General features: G+C 69.4%; 11 protein-coding genes and 1 riboswitch. Of the genes, 7 read left to right on the top strand and 4 right to left on the bottom strand.

The window, feature by feature from the left end; all coding sequences use genetic code 11:
• The first annotated feature begins 57 nt into the window (after nucleotides 1-57).
• Nucleotides 58-495, top strand: coding sequence for an SsgA family sporulation/cell division regulator (locus tag ACFZDJ_RS07800; RefSeq protein WP_067376783.1), 438 nt, complete (start codon nucleotides 58-60; stop codon nucleotides 493-495).
• Between the two features lie 61 nt (nucleotides 496-556).
• On the opposite strand, the gene ACFZDJ_RS07795 is transcribed toward ACFZDJ_RS07800, so the two are convergent.
• On the bottom strand, nucleotides 557-2203 hold the full coding sequence (locus ACFZDJ_RS07795; RefSeq protein WP_390932619.1) for a YibE/F family protein: 1647 nt from the start codon (nucleotides 2201-2203) through the stop codon (nucleotides 557-559).
• Nucleotides 2204-2274: 71 nt separating this feature from the next.
• Nucleotides 2275-2452: riboswitch (TPP riboswitch) on the top strand.
• Here ACFZDJ_RS07795 and thiC point away from each other — a divergent pair.
• The gene (gene thiC / locus ACFZDJ_RS07790) at nucleotides 2445-4256 is read left to right on the top strand and encodes a phosphomethylpyrimidine synthase ThiC (protein WP_391056977.1); all 1812 of its coding nucleotides are present in this window, start codon (nucleotides 2445-2447) and stop codon (nucleotides 4254-4256) included. It overlaps the preceding riboswitch by 8 nt.
• 93 nt (nucleotides 4257-4349) lie before the next feature.
• Entirely contained in the window at nucleotides 4350-5810 is a 1461-nt protein-coding gene (locus ACFZDJ_RS07785; protein WP_391056974.1) for a VWA domain-containing protein, read from the top strand.
• A 133-nt stretch (nucleotides 5811-5943) separates the two neighbouring features.
• Here the strand turns inward: ACFZDJ_RS07785 and ACFZDJ_RS07780 are convergent, their stop codons facing one another.
• The 3 genes from ACFZDJ_RS07780 to ACFZDJ_RS07770 all read right to left on the bottom strand — a co-directional run bounded on the left by ACFZDJ_RS07780 (nucleotide 5944) and on the right by ACFZDJ_RS07770 (nucleotide 9437).
• Complete coding sequence (locus tag ACFZDJ_RS07780; RefSeq protein WP_390932615.1) at nucleotides 5944-6813, bottom strand: hypothetical protein; 870 nt, start codon at nucleotides 6811-6813, stop codon at nucleotides 5944-5946.
• 181 nt (nucleotides 6814-6994) lie between these two features.
• On the bottom strand, nucleotides 6995-8065 hold the full coding sequence (locus ACFZDJ_RS07775; RefSeq protein WP_390932613.1) for a metallophosphoesterase: 1071 nt from the start codon (nucleotides 8063-8065) through the stop codon (nucleotides 6995-6997).
• 259 nt (nucleotides 8066-8324) lie between these two features.
• Nucleotides 8325-9437, bottom strand: coding sequence for a LacI family DNA-binding transcriptional regulator (locus tag ACFZDJ_RS07770; RefSeq protein ID WP_168509617.1), 1113 nt, complete (start codon nucleotides 9435-9437; stop codon nucleotides 8325-8327).
• A 489-nt stretch (nucleotides 9438-9926) separates the two neighbouring features.
• On the opposite strand from ACFZDJ_RS07770, the gene hisC reads away from it, so the two are divergent.
• The 4 genes from hisC to cydD all read left to right on the top strand — a co-directional run bounded on the left by hisC (nucleotide 9927) and on the right by cydD (nucleotide 17459).
• Nucleotides 9927-11003, top strand: a complete 1077-nt coding sequence (gene hisC / locus ACFZDJ_RS07765) for a histidinol-phosphate transaminase (protein ID WP_391056971.1) — start codon at nucleotides 9927-9929, stop codon at nucleotides 11001-11003.
• Between the two features lie 308 nt (nucleotides 11004-11311).
• Nucleotides 11312-12829, top strand: a complete 1518-nt coding sequence (locus tag ACFZDJ_RS07760; RefSeq protein WP_095853723.1) for a cytochrome ubiquinol oxidase subunit I — start codon at nucleotides 11312-11314, stop codon at nucleotides 12827-12829.
• A gap of 20 nt (nucleotides 12830-12849) precedes the next feature.
• The gene (cydB, locus tag ACFZDJ_RS07755; protein ID WP_391056968.1) at nucleotides 12850-13857 is read left to right on the top strand and encodes a cytochrome d ubiquinol oxidase subunit II; all 1008 of its coding nucleotides are present in this window, start codon (nucleotides 12850-12852) and stop codon (nucleotides 13855-13857) included.
• Between the two features lie 98 nt (nucleotides 13858-13955).
• Entirely contained in the window at nucleotides 13956-17459 is a 3504-nt protein-coding gene (gene cydD, locus ACFZDJ_RS07750; protein WP_391056965.1) for a thiol reductant ABC exporter subunit CydD, read from the top strand.
• Nucleotides 17460-17491 lie beyond the last annotated feature (32 nt).

Genomic DNA, 17491 nt, shown 5'->3' with positions numbered 1-17491 from the left:
CAGCAGAGTCAGGGGGATGATTCCTGGCCGGTCGACGGCAAAACGACGGGGTAGGCGATGCGCGAGTCGGTACAGGCAGAGGTCATGATGAGCTTCCTCGTTTCGGAGGAGCTCTCTTTCCGCATTCCGGTGGAGCTGCGATACGAGACCTGTGATCCCTACGCCGTGCGGCTGACCTTCCACTTGCCCGGCGACGCGCCCGTGACCTGGGCGTTCGGGCGGGAGTTGCTGATCGACGGCGTGGGACGGCCGTGCGGTGACGGGGATGTGCACATCGCGCCCGCCGACCCGGAGGCGTTCGGCGAGGTGCTGATCCGGCTCCAGGTGGGTGGCGACCACGCGCTGTTCCGGTCCGGGGCGGCGCCGCTCGTGGCCTTCCTCGACCGCACGGACAAGCTGGTGCCGCTGGGGCAGGAGCGTTCCCTCGCGGACTTCGACGCCCACCTCGACGAGGCGCTGGACCGCATCCTGGCGGAGGAGCAGAGCGCGGGCTGAAGCCCTCAGCACCCCCAAGTGGATTGCGCTTCCTCACCGGTGACGCGGGCGTGGGGAGGCTTCAGCGCTTGCGGCGACGGCCCTTCCCGCCGCGTGCCGGCGCCCTGCTCTCGACAGGCTCCGTGGCGGCGGCCGGGACTGCCGGACGGTCCGCGGAGACCACCAGGGCGGCCAGCAGTGTGGTCACCGGCACCGAGGCGACCAGGCCGATCGAGCCGACCAGGGTGCGCACGATCTCTTCGGCGACCAGTTCGCTGTTGGCGACCGTGCCCACACTGCTCTGCGCGATCGAGAAGAGCAGCAGCAGGGGAAGCGCGGCACCCGCGTACGCCAGGACGAGCGTGTTGACGACCGATGCGATGTGGTCACGGCCGATCCGGATGCCCGCGCGGTACAGATCGCGCCAGCCCATCGTCGGGCTGGCGTCGTGCAGCTCCCAGACCGCCGAGGTCTGCGTCACCGTCACATCGTCGAGCACACCGAGCGAACCGATGATGACGCCCGCGAGCAGCAGACCGCTCATGTCGATGGACGGATACAGGCCGTGGATCAGACCGGTGTTGTCGTCCGTGTTGCCGGTCAGCGCCGCCCAGCCGATGAACTCCGAGCCGAGGATGCCGATCAGCACCAGGGAGAGCAGGGTGCCGAGCACCGCCACCGATGTACGGGCCGAGAGGCCGTGGCACATGTAGAGCGCGATCAGCATGATCGCGCTCGCCCCGATCACGGCCACGACCAGCGGATTCGAGCCCTGCAGGATCGCGGGCAGGATGAAGAAGGTCAGGATCACGAAGCTGATGGCCAGTGCGACCAGCGCCATGACACCACGCATCCGGCCCACCACCACGACGGCCAGCGCGAAGATCCCGGCGAGCAGCGCCATCGGGAACTTCCGGTTCACATCGGTGACCGAGTACTGCAGGTCCCTGGGCGCGGAGGGCTCGTACGCGGCCACGACCTTCTCGCCCTCGTGCAACTGCCGTGACTGGTCGGGCTGGATGATCTCCGTGAACGTACGGCCCTTGTCCTTGCCGGTGTCGATCCGGATCGTCGCCTTTTTGCAGTCGCCCGTTGCCTGTTGCTGCGCGGAGGAGCCCTCGGCGGTGGATGTGTCGCCGGTCGGGGTCTCCCCCGACGCGTTCACGGACTTGCAGCTGACCTTGTCGACCTTGGTGACCGTGGCCTGCTGGGTCTGCCGGTCGAAGCCGACGCCGGTGCGCTCGTGGGACGGGGCGCCACCGGGCCAGAGCACCGCGAGTCCCACAACGACCGCGGCGGCGAAGGGGATCAGAATGGCCGCGATGACCTTGCGCAGATGCTTGGAGACGGGCGTGGCGGGCCCATGGCTGTGACTGTGCGAGTGCCCAGACCCGTGCCCGTCCCCAGGTCCGTGCCCATTCCCCGGCCCATGTCCATTCCCATTCCCATTCCCAGGCCCGGACCCATGTCCGTGCCCGTTCCCGGGGCCGTGCCCGTGTCCCGCACCCGGTCCGTGTCCATGCCCGCCCCCCGGACCGGGGCCACCGCCCGGCCCGCGTACGCGGCCGTCTCCGGAACCAGGTCCATAGCCGTCTCCGGAACCAGGTCCATAGCCGTCTCCGGAACCAGGTCCATAGCCGTCTCCGGAACCAGGTCCATAGCCGTCTCCGGGACCGCGTCGGCGCGGCGGCTCGGACGGCGGGAACGGGGGCTGCTGCGTTGTGGTCACCGACCGATCATCGCAAGAACGGCGATGGCCCTCTGTTCACCGCGCCAGATATGACGCTAGCGTGGAGTCACCTTTGCACACGCGGGAGCTCGGAGCACCGGGCTGAGAGGGCGCTGACCTCCGTCTTAGCGATGTTTCACGTGGAACGAGTGATGTTTCACAAGGGACGTCGGCAGACGGAATCCGCTGCGTCGACCGCCGAACCTGTTACCGGGTAATGCCGGCGTAGGGAGTAGGTCTCATGACCAACAAGGACGTACGCACGCCTGCCTCCAGCCAGATCGGCGAGGCGCCTGCCGCGCCCGAGGGCGAACAGCCGCGGGAGGCCGGGAAGTCCATCGGCTGGCACAAGGGATACGTCGGGGGTTCGCGCCCCGATCTGCGGGTGCCGGTCCGTCAAGTGCACCTCACCAACGGGCAGTCCGTCACGCTGTACGACACCTCTGGCCCGTACACCGATCCGATCGTCGACACCGACGTACGCAGGGGCCTCGCGCCGCTGCGCGAGAACTGGATCATCGCCCGCGGTGACACCGAGGAGTATGCGGGCCGTCCCGTCCGTCCCGAGGACGACGGAATCAAGCACACCTCGCCGCGCGGGGGCCTGCGCAACCTCGACGCGGTCTTCCCGGGTCGGCCGCGCCAGCCGCGTCGAGGTCGTCCCGGAGAGGCGGTCACGCAGCTCGCGTACGCCCGGCGGGGCGAGATCACGCCCGAGATGGAGTTCGTGGCGGTCCGCGAGAACGTCGACCCCGAGGTCGTACGCGAGGAGATCGCCGCCGGTCGCGCGGTGCTGCCCGCGAACGTCAACCACCCGGAGATCGAGCCGATGATCATCGGCAAGCGGTTCCTGGTGAAGGTCAACGCCAACATCGGCAACTCCGCCGTCACCTCCTCCATCGAGGAGGAGGTCGAGAAGATGACCTGGGCGACCCGCTGGGGCGCGGACACGGTCATGGACCTGTCCACCGGCCGCAATATCCACACCACGCGGGAATGGGTCCTGCGCAACTCCCCCGTCCCCATCGGCACGGTGCCGCTCTACCAGGCTCTGGAGAAGGTGGACGGCCGCGCCGAGGAGCTGACCTGGGAGATCTACATGGACACGGTCATTGAGCAGGCCGAGCAGGGCGTGGACTACATGACGGTCCACGCGGGCGTGCGGCTGCCGTACGTGCCGCTCACCGCGAACCGCAAGACCGGCATCGTCTCGCGCGGCGGCTCGATCATGGCGGCCTGGTGCCTCGCGCACCACAAGGAATCGTTCCTCTACGAGAACTTCGAGGAACTCTGCGAGATCCTCGCGGCGTACGACGTCACGTACTCGCTCGGCGACGGGCTGCGGCCCGGGTCGATCGCGGACGCCAACGACGCGGCTCAGTTCGCGGAGTTGAGGACGCTCGGGGAACTCAACACGATCGCGAAGCGTTTTCATGTACAGACGATGATCGAGGGCCCGGGACATGTCCCGATGCACAAGATCAAGGAGAACATCGACCTTCAGCAGGAGATCTGTGATGAAGCTCCGTTCTATACGCTCGGCCCGCTGACGACGGACGTCGCGCCGGCGTACGACCACATCACCTCCGGCATCGGTGCCGCGATGATCGCCTGGTGGGGCACGGCCATGCTCTGCTATGTCACGCCCAAGGAGCACTTGGGCCTGCCCAATCGTGACGACGTCAAGACCGGCGTCATCACCTACAAGATCGCCGCCCACGCAGCCGACCTCGCCAAGGGGCACCCAGGTGCGCAGGAATGGGACGACGCGCTGTCCGACGCCCGCTTCGAGTTCCGGTGGGAGGACCAGTTCAACCTGGCCCTCGACCCGGACACGGCGCGGGAGTTCCACGACGAGACCCTGCCGGCCGAACCCGCCAAGACGGCGCACTTCTGCTCCATGTGCGGCCCGAAGTTCTGCAGCATGAAGATCTCGCAGGACATCCGCCGTGAGCACGGAGGCACGAAGGCCGAGATCGAGGAGGGCATGGCGCAGAAGTCCAAGGAGTTCGCCGCCGCGGGCAACCGGGTCTATCTGCCGCTCGCGGACTGAGCCGCACATACGCAGTCGTGCCGGGAGCCGTTCGCGGCGCAATCAGGCGCAACGAACGGCTCCCGGGCCGGGTTCTCTCGGCAGACTGGGCGCATGACATCGACATCCATGAGCAAGGGCGCCAACCTTCCCGTCGCCGCCGGGGCGGTGCGGGCCGTGCTCGGCTGGAGAGGAGGGGCCGGTGCGCCGGACGCGGATGCCTCGGCGCTGCTGCTCGGCCCGGGCGGACGCGTGCGGGACGACGGGGACTTCGTCTTCTACAACCAGCCACAGCACGCCTCCGGCGCCGTACGGCACCTCGGGAAGCAGCGGGACGGCGCTGCCACGACGGACACCGTCGAGGTGGACCTGCGTGCCCTGGAACCGGAGATCGAGCGGGTCGTCCTGGGTGCCTCGGCCGACGGCGGCACCTTCGGCGATCTGTCCGGACTGACCCTGCGGCTGCTCGATGCCGAGACCGGGCAGGAGTTCGCGCGCTTCGAGATGGATGCCACGACGGAGACGGCATTCATCGGGGGTGAGCTGTATCTGCGGGGCGGTCAGTGGAAGTTCCGGGCGGTCGGACAGGGGTATGCGTCCGGGCTGGCCGGTCTCGCCACCGACTTCGGTATCAGCGTGGAGTCCGACGGGGCCGGTGCGTCCGGGCCGGAGCCGGCGGTTTCGCCCGGGGGCGCTGCGGCGGTGTCGCCCGCGCTCCCGCCGACGGGCTCGCGGACGGCTGCCTCCACCGCTGCGGGCGCTCCGACGGCGCCCCCGGCACCCCCGGTGTCCCCGGGCTCCTCCCCGCGTCTCAGCAAGGGCGAGGAACGATTGCCCGTGGACATGCGCAAGCGGCTTTCGTTGCGCAAGGAGCAGGTGGCGGTCAGCCTGCGGAAGCACGGTGCGGAGGGGGTCACGGCGCGCGTCGTGTTGATCCTCGACGCCTCCGGTTCCATGTCGTTCCTGTACTCGAAGGGCGTCGTGGCCGACGTGGTGGAGCGGATGGCCGCGGTGGCGGCGCAACTGGACGACGACGGGGTGATGCAGGCGTGGACGTTCGCCTCCCATGCCGCCCGGCTGCCGGACCTGACTCTGGGAGAGCTGCCGGAGTGGCTTGAGCTCCATGTCCGGGTCGGTGAGCTGAGTCTGTTCCGGCGGAGCAAGAAGCCACGGAAGGGCCTGTTGCCGGGACAGGTGGACATGCGGTCGGTCGGTATCCAGAACGAGGAGCAGAAGGCGATCGCCGAGGTGCGTACGTATGTACGAGAGCACCCGGCTGTCGATCCCACGCTGGTGTTGTTCTTCTCCGACGGAGGTGTCTATCGGAACAAGGAGATCGAGCAGGAGCTGAGAGGCGCGGTGGAGGAGCCGATCTTCTGGCAGTTCGTGGGCCTGGGGCGGTCGAACTACGGCGTGCTGGAGCGGTTCGACACGCTGCCCGGTCGGCGCGTCGACAACGTGGGGTTCTTCGCGGTGGACGACATCAGGGGCCTGCCGGACCCGGAGTTGTACGACCGGCTGCTTTCCCAGTTCCCGGCCTGGATGACGGCGGCCCGGGGGCTCGGCATCATCTGACGGGGCGCGCCGGGGCCGTACGAGAGGGACGAGCGGGGCGGGCGCAGGTGAAGGGGTGGGCAGCGGCAAAAGGGCCCGCGCCGTATCGGCGCAGGCCCTCGTTCCCGTCACCCCGGTGTCGGCCCGCCAGGTGTCACTCCGGCTGGTGCTCGGGTCCCCCGAAGTCCGGGCTGGTGAAGTCCGGGCTGGTGAAGCTCGGGCGCGGACCCGCCGGGGGGCCGCCGTCGGGGCTGCTGAACCCCGGCCGGTTGTAGCCGAGGTGCGGCATACGGCCGGTGGTCGGCGTCGGTGACGGTCGGGTCAGTGCCGCCGTGCCCGGATCGGCGAGGGCCTCCCGGAGGAACGGCATGATGCCGCGCTCCAGCAGGGCCTCGCGCCAGGTTTCCCTGGCCCGGGCCACCTCCGTGTCGAGCTCGCCGGGCGCTCCGGCCTGGAGCGAGGACGAGCCGTTGCGCAGAGCGGTCAGCAGCAGCCCGACCGCGGCGACCAGGATCGCGGCCGCCGTGACCGCGCCGAAGACCCACCCGGTGGTCAGGAGGGTCTGGGCGAACGCCAGCTCGGGGGTGAGGAGCTTCAGGATGAACCCGACGAGCAGGAAGATCGCCGCGGCTGTTCCGGCAAGGACGGGGGCGAGCACCGCGACGACGGCAATGGCGCCGGCTCCGGCGGTCTCGGTGACCTCACCCATGGTGGTGGCGAGCCCCATCGCGGTCGCGCCGGGCTCCGCGGAGCCGACTCCTTCGTTCACGATTGGGGTGGACGGCGCCGGGCGGCGCAGTTCCTCGCGGACCTTCACGTAGTGCGCGTACTCGGTCGCCGCGGCCGCCGTGATGAGTGCGGTGGCGTTGAGGGCCATGGTGCGCAGTTGTTCGGCGTTGAGCCGCTGGCCGACAGCGGCGAGTTCCGGGCGGTGTGGGGCGGAGCGCAGCGCCTCATCGAGGATCCGCTCGTATTCCTGGCGGTCCTCGCTCAGCAGGTGCTGCGGAACGCTGTTCATGTGCATCCCCCGATGCTCCGTAGGGCTGGTGGCTCGCACGCTGACGAGCCGTCGGGCAGAAACGGAGGGGAGCCTGCTACGGATAAGCCGATGGTAGAGCGGTGACGGCACGCCGTGACAGGGGGTTTCCAGAAATTGCCCCCTGGCCAGCGCTGTCCTTCGTGGGGGACGCCTGCCCGAAGAACCCTCAGCTATCCAGGGGCAGTTGCTGGACCAGCAGTTTTCCGGCCATGGTCACTCCGCCGTCCATCGCGATGGCCAGTCCGTCGGCGTAAAGATGTGGTCCCTCGACCACGGGGCCCGCGGCGTCCTCGCCCTCCTCCGAGCCGACCTCGCCCAGGAGGTACGGGATGGGGCTGTGGCCATGGACGACGCGGGTGCCGCCGTACGTGTCCAGCAGGGACAGCGCCGCCTCGGCGCCGCCGTCGTCGCGGAAGGCGAAGCGTCTGGTGAACTTTCGGAAGAGGTCCCAGCACTCGTCCGCGTCGTTGCGCGTGAGGGTTTCGCGGATGGTGTCGTTGACCGCCTCGATCGAGTCGCCGTAGTCGAGGTAGGCGGTGGTGTCGGAGTGCACGAGGAGGTGCCCGTCGACCTGCTCCATGGCGTCCAGGCGAGCCATCCACTGCAGGTGGTGGTCCTGGAGGCGGTCCATGTCGGTCTTCTGGCCGCCGTTGAGCAGCCAGGCGGCCTGGAAGGTGGCGGTGCCCGCGCCGGAGTTGACGGGGGTGTCGCCGAACCGCTTGGCGCCGAGCAGCAGCAGCTCGTGGTTGCCCATGAGCGCCTTGCAGTAGCCGCCGACCGCGGCCGCCTCGGCGGACAGTCGCATCACGAGGTCGATCACGCCGATGCCGTCGGGGCCCCGGTCGGTGAAGTCGCCGAGGAACCACAGGCGCGCGGTCCCGGCGGACCAGTTGCCCGCGGCGTCGAGGAGGCCCTGCTCCTGGAGCGCGGCGACCAGCTGGTCGAGGTAGCCGTGCACGTCGCCGACGACGTACAGCGGACCCGGCCCGTCGGCGGGCTGGAGGGCCGCCACGGCGGCGGGGTCCATGACGCCCTGCACCGTGTCGCCCCGGTTGATGACGGGCAGGTCGCGCCGGGTGGGCGTGTAGCCCTCGGGCTCCTCGCCGACTCCGGCCGCCTCGCCGGGAGCTGTGCTCGGCGGGTACGGACCGGTCTCGTGGATGTACGCGGGCACCCGGAAGTCGCGCAACGTCTCCGTACGCACCGCCTCGGGTCCCTGACCGGCCCCCTGAGTCATCGACCCCTCCACCACCATCGCGCCGCATCTGCACCGGATCGGACTGCCTGGTCGCAGCGGCCCGCGGTGTCGTGGGCCCATCATAGGAATGCGGATCGCGCCATGTGATGACCCAGGGGTGGTGAATCGGAGCAGGAGCCCTGTTCGCCACGGTTTTCGCCCGAATTGGGCGGGGCTTTCCCTGGTGGATGCCCCGCCGCAGCCATGACGGACGTCAACCTCAGCGTACGCCGGGCCACTCCTCCCCGGCCGACCCGGACTACCCCTTCTCGGGTGACCGGGGCGGGCTGACCGTCGTACGGGGTGGACGCCGCTCGGAGGAGGTCCGCACGATCAACTCCGTCGGTATGACCTGTTCGACGGGTTTGTCGCTTTCCGCTCCCTCGATGGCGTCGATGAGGAGCTGGACGACGGCGGTTCCGATGCGGCGGGGTTTGAGCGAGAGGGTGGTGATGGGCGGCTCGGTGCTGGCGTAGACGGTGGACTCGCTGCAGCAGACCAGCAGCAGGTCGTCCGGGACGCGCAGTCCGTAGCGCCGGGCCGCGGCCAGCAGATCGGTGCCGTTGGGGTCGAAGAGGCCGTAGACCGCGTCGGGGCGGTCGGGCCGGGCCAGCAGCCGGTCCGCGGCGACGGCGCCCGCACACGGGTCGTGGGCCGGGTAGGCCTCGTACACCGGATCCTGTCCGACCCGCTCGCACCAGTGCAGATACGCGGTGGTGGAGAGGTGGGTATAGGTGTCGGTGGAGGTGCCGGTGAGGAGGCCGATGCGGCGGGCGCCGGCGTCGGCGAGGTGGTCGAGGATGCCCAGGACGGCGGCTTCGTGGTCGTTGTCGACCCAGGCGGTGACGGGCAGGGTGCCGGCGGGGCGGCCGTCGGAGACGACGGGTAAGCCCTGCCGGACGAGTTCGCTGACCACGGGGTCCTGGTCGGAGGGGTCGATGACGACGGTTCCGTCGAGGGCGACGTTGGACCAGACGTCGTGGCGTGAGGTGGCGGGGAGGATGACCAGGGCGTAGCCGCGGGCGAGTGCGGCGGAGGTGGCGGCTCTGGCCATCTCGGCGAAGTAGGCGAATTCGGTGAAGGTGAAAGGTTCATCCCCGTAGGTGGTCACGGTCAGGCCGATGAGGCCGGACTTGCCGGTACGGAGGGTGCGGGCGGCGGCCGACGGGCGATAGCCCAGCCGGTCGGCGACTTCACGGACGTGGCGTCGGGTGGCGTCCGGGAGCCGGCCCTTGCCGTTGAGGGCGTCGGAGACGGTTGTGATGGAGACGCCTGCGGCCGCGGCGACGTCTCTGATTCCCGCCCGGCCCGGTCGACCGCCTCGGCGGGTAGTCTCCGCCCGGCTCACCTGGTGCTTCCCTGCTGCTGTCATGGCGAGCCGATAGTAGGGCTCATGCGGTGGGGTAGTGCGGACGCATATGCACGCGTTGACAGGCACGTTTCTGCATGATCAAAAATGCTCTACTGCCTTTGAAACCAAGTCAGTTGAACGATCCAATGGCAGTACGTGACGCGTCGGCGCGCATGGGCCTGCCAAGTGGGTCATGTTTCGAAGAGGTCTCAACTCACCTGCACGGGTGATGCGCGCTACGGCGTGAGCCACCAGCGCACAGCTCTGAAGGCAACGCGCCCCCCCATTCGTACGCCTTCGTACGAGGATGACCACACAGTCCGCGCGGCGACGGTCGCCGGGGAGTATGACGATGATCACCAGGGCGTACGCGACGGGTCGTCGGCCTGTGCCAGGGGCGTCGCGTGGTTGTCCCCGGCCCATTCGCAGCGGCGCCGAATCCTCATAAGGTGAGAAGCATTGGTAGCCGATGGTGGTCATGAGCCAGCGGTGGTCACGAGGAGGACTGCGGTGAGCGAGACGAGCCCCAAGCTGCGTGCCGAGCTGGAGGGTATCCCCACCTACAAGCCGGGCAAGCCTGCCGCGGCCGGCGCGGTGGCGTACAAGCTGTCCTCCAACGAGAACCCCTATCCGCCGCTGCCCGGAGTGATGGAGAGCGTGATCGCCGCGAGCGGTACGTTCAACCGCTACCCGGACATGGCGTGCACCGGTCTGATGAGCGAGCTGTCGGACCGCTTCGGGGTCCCCCTCTCGCACCTGGCGACCGGCACGGGCTCGGTCGGGGTGGCCCAGCAGCTGCTGCAGGCGACCAGCGGACCCGGCGACGAGGTCATCTACGCCTGGCGGTCCTTCGAGGCGTACCCGATCATCACGCAGATCAGCGGGGCGACCTCGGTACGGGTGCCGCTGACGTCGCACGAGGTGCACGACCTGGACGCCATGGCCGACGCGATCACCGACAGGACGCGGCTGATTTTCGTCTGCAACCCGAACAACCCGACCGGCACCGTGGTGCGCCGGGCCGAGCTGGAGCGGTTTCTCGACCGGGTCCCCGGTGATGTCCTGGTGGTCCTGGACGAGGCGTACCGCGAGTTCATCCGGGACGTCGAGGTGCCGGACGGCGTTTCGATCTACCGTGACCGGCCCAACGTCTGTGTGCTGCGCACCTTCTCCAAGGCGTACGGGCTCGCGGGTCTGAGGGTCGGTTTCGCGATCGCGCACGAGCCGGTGGCCGCGGCGCTGCGCAAGACGGCGGTGCCCTTCGGGGTGAGCCAGCTCGCGCAGGACGCGGCGGTCGCCTCGTTGCGTGCCGAGGACGAGCTGCTCGGCCGGGTCGGCGCTCTGGTGTGCGAGCGCAACCGTGTGGTCGAGGCGTTGCGCGGTCAGGGTTGGACGGTGCCCGAGACGCAGGCCAACTTCGTGTGGCTCAGGCTGGGGGAGCGCACGCTCGACTTCGCCGCCCACTGCGAGCAGGCCGGGGTCGTCGTGCGGCCCTTCGCCGGGGAAGGGGTGCGCGTGACGATCGGCGAGACCGAGGCGAACGACATCTTCCTCAAGGCGGCCGACGGGTTCCACAAGGAGCTCTGACGTCACACTCCGGGGGCTTCGCTGCCTCACACTCCCGGGTCTCCGGCGCCTCACGGCCTCGGCACTCCGGTGTCTCAGGGCGCCGGAGCACCGGGGCCGTCGTCGGTCCGGGGAACACCTTGGTGTGTTCGAGACCTTCCGAGGGGTTGACGTAAAAGGGGACCCCCCTTCGAAGGTCGAAAGCCGGTGCGTCATAATTGCTTGTGAATGTGAACGCGTTCACAAGCGTGTCCCGATTGTCCCGTGATGTATGTAGCAAAAGGGGCAAACTGCCGCTGTAACCACGGCGGCGTAAGGAGACTGACGACGTGGAACTGGCTTTGGCACCGGAGACTCTGGCTCGGTGGCAGTTCGGCATCACCACCGTCTACCACTTCCTCTTCGTCCCGCTGACGATCTCGCTCGCCGCTCTCACGGCGATTCTGGAGACCGCCTGGGTGCGGACGGGCAAGGAGCACTACCTCAGGGCGACCAAGTTCTGGGGAAAGCTGTTCCTGATCAACATCGCCATGGGTGTCGTGACCGGCATCGTGCAGGAGTTCCAGTTCGGCATGAACTGGTCCGACTACTCGCGCTTCGTCGGTGACGTGTTCGGTGCCCCGCTGGCCTTCGAGGCCCTGATCGCCTTCTTCTTCGAGTCCACCTTCATCGGGCTGTGGATCTTCGGCTGGGACAAGCTGCCGAAGAAGGTGCACCTCGCCTGTATCTGGGTGGTCTCCATCGGCACGATCCTGTCGGCGTACTTCATCATGGCGGCCAACTCCTTCATGCAGCATCCGGTCGGCTACCGGCTGGTGAAGAAGGCGGACGGCACGATGCGTGCCGAGCTGACCGACTTCCCCAAGGTGCTCTTCCAGGAGACGGCGCTCGTCAACTTCTGGCATGTGATCAGCGCGTCCATCCTGGTCGGCGGCGCCTTCATGACCGGCATCGCCGTCTTCCACCTGCGCAAGAAGCGGCACGTCCGCACCATGCGGATGTCGCTGCGGCTCGGCCTGGTCACCGCTCTGGTCGGCACGCTCCTGACCGTCGTCAGCGCCGACACCCTGGGCAAGGTGATGTACGAGCAGCAGCCGATGAAGATGTCAGCCGCCGAAGCTCTGTGGGACTCGCAGCAACCCGCGCCCTTCTCGCTCTTCGCGTACGGCGATGTCGCCAAGGGCCACAACACCGTCGCCATCGAGATCCCGGGGATACTCTCCTTCCTCGCCAAGAACGACTTCAACGCCAAGATTCCTGGCATCAACGACATCAACAAGTCCGAACAGGAGAAGTTCGGGCCCGGTGACTACCGGCCCAACATCCCCACCGCTTACTGGGCGTACCGCTGGATGATCGGCTTCGGCGGGGTCTCGATGGCCCTGTGCACCGCCGGCCTCTGGCTGACCAGGCGGAAGTTCTGGCTGGCGCCGGAACACCGCACCGGGGACGAGGACGTCCCGAAGCTCATGCTCACCAAGAACATGGAGCTGACGCCGAAGCTCGGCATCTGGTGGTGGCGGCTGTCCCAGTGGACGTTGATCTTCCCGCTCATCGGCATCTCCTGGGGCTGGATCTTCACCGAGACGGGGCGTCAGCCCTGGGTGGTGTACGGCCTGTTGAGGACCAGGGACGCGGTCTCGCCCGGGGTCTCCCAGGGGGAGGTGCTGACCTCGCTGATCGTGTTCACCCTCATCTACGCGATCCTCGCCGTCATCGAGGTGAAGCTGATGCTCAAGTACGTGAAGCAGGGTCCGCCGGAGCTCACCGAGGCCGACCTCAACCCGCCCACCAAGATCGGCGGCGACCCCCATGACGCCGACAAGCCGATGGCCTTCTCCTACTAGGCCCAGGGAGCTGCTGAGTCATGGAACTCCACGACGTCTGGTTCGTCATCATCGCGGTCCTGTGGACCGGCTACTTCTTCCTGGAGGGCTTCGACTTCGGGGTCGGCGTCCTCACCAAGCTGCTGGCCCGCGACCGCACCGAGAAGCGGGTCCTCATCAACACCATCGGACCCGTCTGGGACGGCAACGAGGTGTGGCTGCTCTCGGCGGGCGGCGCGACCTTCGCCGCCTTCCCGGAGTGGTACGCCACGCTCTTCTCCGGCTTCTATCTGCCGCTGCTGCTCATCCTGGTCTGCCTGATCGTGCGCGGAGTCGCCTTCGAGTACCGGGTGAAGAGGCCCGAGGAGCACTGGCAGCGCAACTGGGAGGCGGCGATCTTCTGGACCTCGCTCGTCCCCGCGTTCATGTGGGGCGTGGCCTTCGGCAACATCGTGCACGGAGTGAAGATCGACAAGAACCTCGAGTACGTGGGCAACTTCGGTGACCTGCTCAACCCGTACGCGCTCCTGGGCGGTCTGGTCACGCTGACGCTGTTCACCTTCCACGGGACCGTGTTCGTGGGGCTCAAGACCGTCGGGGACATCCGGGAGCGGGCGCGCAAGCTCTCGCTCGGGGTCGGGTTGGTGGCCGCCGTGGTGGCACTCGTCTTCCTGATCTGGACCCAGGCCGACAACGGCGACGCGAAGTCCCTGGTCGCGTTGATCGTGGCGGTGGTCGCCCTCGTCGCCGCGATCGTGGTGGCCCAGACGGGGCGCGAGGGCTGGGCGTTCGCGCTGTCGGGGCTCACGATCGTGGCGGCCGTCGCGATGCTCTTCCTGACGCTCTTCCCGAATGTCATGCCGTCCTCGCTCAATGCGGACTGGAGCCTGACGGTCACCAACGCTTCGTCGTCTCCGTACACCCTGAGGATCATGACCTGGTGCGCGGGAATCGCCACACCAATGGTCCTGCTCTACCAGTCTTGGACGTACTGGGTGTTCCGTAAGAGGATCGGTACGCATCACATCGCCGCGGATGTTGCGCACTGAGTCCGGCCTTATGGGCTGAATCCGACCTCATGGACCAAGTCCGATCCAAGGGCATGTTTCACGTGAAACATGCCGGATGAGCCAAGGGTGTGTTTCACGTGAAACCAATCGATCCGCGTCTGCTCCGGTACGCCCGCGCCACTCGCTTCTTCCTCATGGCGGTCGTGGGGCTGGGTGCGGCCGGGGCGGCGCTGGTCATTGCCCAAGCGATGCTCATCGCCGAAGTGGTCGTCGGTGCTTTCCAGCACGGTCACTCGGCTTCCGAACTCCGGGCGCCCCTGGTCCTGCTGGTCGCGGTTGCCATCGGGCGGGCGGTTGTCTCCTGGCTCACCGAACTCGCCGCACACCGGGCGAGCGCGGCGGTCAAGTCGGAGTTGCGGGGACGGTTGCTGGAGCGGGCCGCCGCGCTCGGCCCCGGGTGGCTGAGCGGGCAGCGGACCGGGTCGCTGGTCGCCCTCGCCACGCGGGGGGTGGACGCGCTCGACGACTACTTCTCGCGCTACCTCCCCCAGTTGGGACTCGCGGTCGTGGTGCCCGTGGCCGTGCTCGCGCGGATCGTCACCGAGGACTGGGTGTCGGCGGCGATCATTGTCGTCACCCTGCCACTCATCCCCGTCTTCATGGCGCTCATCGGCTGGGCGACCCGGTCTCAGATGGACCGTCAGTGGCGACTGCTGTCCCGGCTCTCGGGGCACTTCCTGGATGTGGTCGCCGGTCTGCCCACGCTCAAGATCTTCGGGCGGGCCAAGGCGCAGGCCGAGTCGATCCGGCGGATCACCGGCGAGTACCGCCAGGCGACCATGCGGACGCTGCGGATCGCCTTCCTGTCGTCCTTCGCGCTGGAGCTGCTCGCCACGATCTCGGTCGCTCTGGTCGCGGTGACCATCGGGATGCGGCTCGTCCACGGCGACATGGATCTGTACGTCGGGCTCGTCATCCTCGTCCTCGCTCCCGAGGCATATCTGCCGCTGCGACAGGTGGGGGCGCAGTACCACGCCGCCGCCGAGGGGCTCGCGGCGGCGGAGGAGATCTTCTCGGTGCTGGAGACCCCGGTGCCGGCCACCGGCTCTCTCGTCGCGCCGGAGGGCGAGATCGGCCTCGAGGGCGTGACGGTCCGGTATCCGGGGCGCTCCGGGGACGCGGTTTCCGATGTCTCCTTCGTGGTCGGGCCCGGTGAGACGGTGGCCCTCGTCGGACCGAGCGGTGTGGGCAAGTCGACGCTGCTGAACGTGCTGCTGGGGTTCGTGGAGCCCGGCGCGGGGCGGGTACGGATCGGGGGCGTCGATCTCGCCGAGGCCGATGTGGAGGAATGGCGATCCCGGGTGGCGTGGGTGCCTCAGCGGCCGCATCTCTACGCCGGCTCGATCGCCGACAACGTACGGCTCGCCCGGCCCGACGCCGACGACGCGGCGGTGCGCCGGGCGCTGGCCGAAGCGGGGGCGCTGGAGTTTGTGGACGCCCTGCCCGACGGCGTCGGGACGGTTCTCGGCGAGGACGGCAGCGGACTCTCCGCCGGGCAGCGTCAACGTCTCGCGCTGGCCCGGGCGTTTCTCGCGGACCGGCCCGTGCTGCTCCTCGACGAGCCGACGGCCTCGCTGGACGGGGCGACGGAGGCGGAGGTCGTGGCGGCGGTGCGCAGGCTCGCCGTCGGCCGGACGGTGCTGCTGGTGGTGCACCGGCCCGCGCTGCTGGAGGTGGCCGACCGGGTGGTGCGGCTCGAGTCCGCGGCGTCGGTCGTCGCGACCGGTTCCGTCCACGGCGAGGGCACGAAGGAGCTCCGGCCGGTTGACCCGGAGGGCGTGCCCGCGGCCGCTGCGGAAGAGGCCCACGCGGCCCCTCCGCGGCGCGGAGGCGTGCTCGCCCGGGTCCGCGCGATGGCCGGCCCCCGGAGCGGTCGTTTCGCTCTCGCCCTTCTCCTCGGGAGCCTCGCCCTCGGATGTGCCGTCGGGCTGATGGCCACCTCCGGGTGGCTGATCTCGCGGGCGTCGCAGCAGCCGCCGGTGATGTATCTGATGCTGGCCGTGACCGCCACGCGGGCGTTCGGGATCGGCCGGGCCGTCTTCCGGTACGCGGAGCGACTTGTGTCGCACGACGCGGTGTTGCGGATGCTGGCCGACACCCGGGTCGCCGTCTACCGGCGCCTTGAGCGCCTGGCCCCCGCCGGACTGCGGACGGCTCGCCGGGGCGATCTGCTGTCGCGGCTCGTGGCCGACGTGGACGCCCTGCAGGACTACTGGCTGAGGTGGCTGCTGCCCGCCGGGGCGGCGCTCCTCGTGTCCGCCGTCTCCGTCGGTTTCACCGCCTGGCTGCTTCCCGAGGCCGGGGCCGCCCTCGCCGCCGGGTTGCTGGCGGCCGGGGTCGGTGTCCCGCTCCTGACCGGTGCCGTGGCGCGCCGCGCGGAGCACCGGCTGTCCCCCGCCCGCGGCGCCCTGGCGACCCGGGTGACCGACCTCCTCACCGGCACGGCCGAGCTGACGGTCGCGGGCGCGCTCCCCACCCGTACGGCCGAGGCGCGACGGGCCGACACCGTGCTGACCCGCATCGCCTCCCGGGCCGCCACCGCGACCGCGCTCGGCGACGGGCTCACCGCGCTGGCGACCGGAGTGACCGTCGCGGCGACCGCCCTCGTGGGCGCCCAGGCCGTCGCCGGCGGGCGACTGGACGGCGTGGCGATGGCCGTGGTCGTCCTCACCCCGCTGGCCGCGTTCGAGGCCGTCCTGGGGCTTCCGCTCGCCGTCCAGTACCGACAGCGGGTGCGTAGGAGCGCGGAGCGTGTGTACGAGGTGCTGGACGCCCCCGATCCCGTACGCGAACCGGAGCTCCCGCAGCCGGCGCCCGCGTCGCCGTTCCCGCTGCGCGTACAGGGGCTCCGGGCGCGCCATGCCGGACAGGACCGGGACGCGCTCGCCGGCCTGGAGCTGACCCTCGAACAGGGCCGCAGGGTCGCCGTCGTCGGCCCCTCCGGCTCCGGCAAGACCACGCTCGCACAGGTGCTGCTGCGGTTCCTGGACGCGGAGGCGGGGACGTACACGCTGGGCGGCACGGACGCGTACGGGATGGACGGGGACGACGTACGCCGACTGGTCGGGCTCTGCGCCCAGGACGCGCACCTCTTCGACAGCACGGTGCGCGAGAACCTCCTGCTGGCCCGGAAGAACGCCACCGAGGCCGAGCTGCGCGACGCGCTCGCGCGGGCCCGGCTCCTGGAGTGGGCGGACGGACTGCCCGACGGGCTCGACACACTGATCGGCGAGCACGGGGCGCGGCTGTCCGGTGGTCAGCGCCAGCGGCTGGCGCTCGCTCGCGCGCTGCTGGCCGACTTCCCCGTGCTCGTTCTCGACGAGCCCGCGGAACACCTCGACCTGCCGACGGCGGACGCGCTCACCGCGGACCTGCTGGCTGCGACCGAGGGCCGTACGACGCTGCTGATCACGCATCGGCTGGCCGGTCTCGCGGCGGTGGACGAGGTGATCGTGCTGGCGGCGGGACGGGTGGCGCAGCGGGGTGCCTACGCGGAGCTGTCGGTGGTGGCGGGGCCGTTGCGGGAGATGCTGGAGCGGGAGGCGGCGGGGGATCTGCTGGTCGGCGCGGCGGCGCGCTAGCGCCCCGGGCAACATCCCAACTTTTCGGACTA

It is taken from the genome of Streptomyces sp. NPDC007896, from assembly GCF_042959425.1.
Classification (GTDB): Bacteria; Actinomycetota; Actinomycetes; order Streptomycetales; family Streptomycetaceae; genus Streptomyces.
Note: the sequence above shows the minus strand (reverse complement) of the source record. Positions and strands in the feature narration are given on the sequence as shown.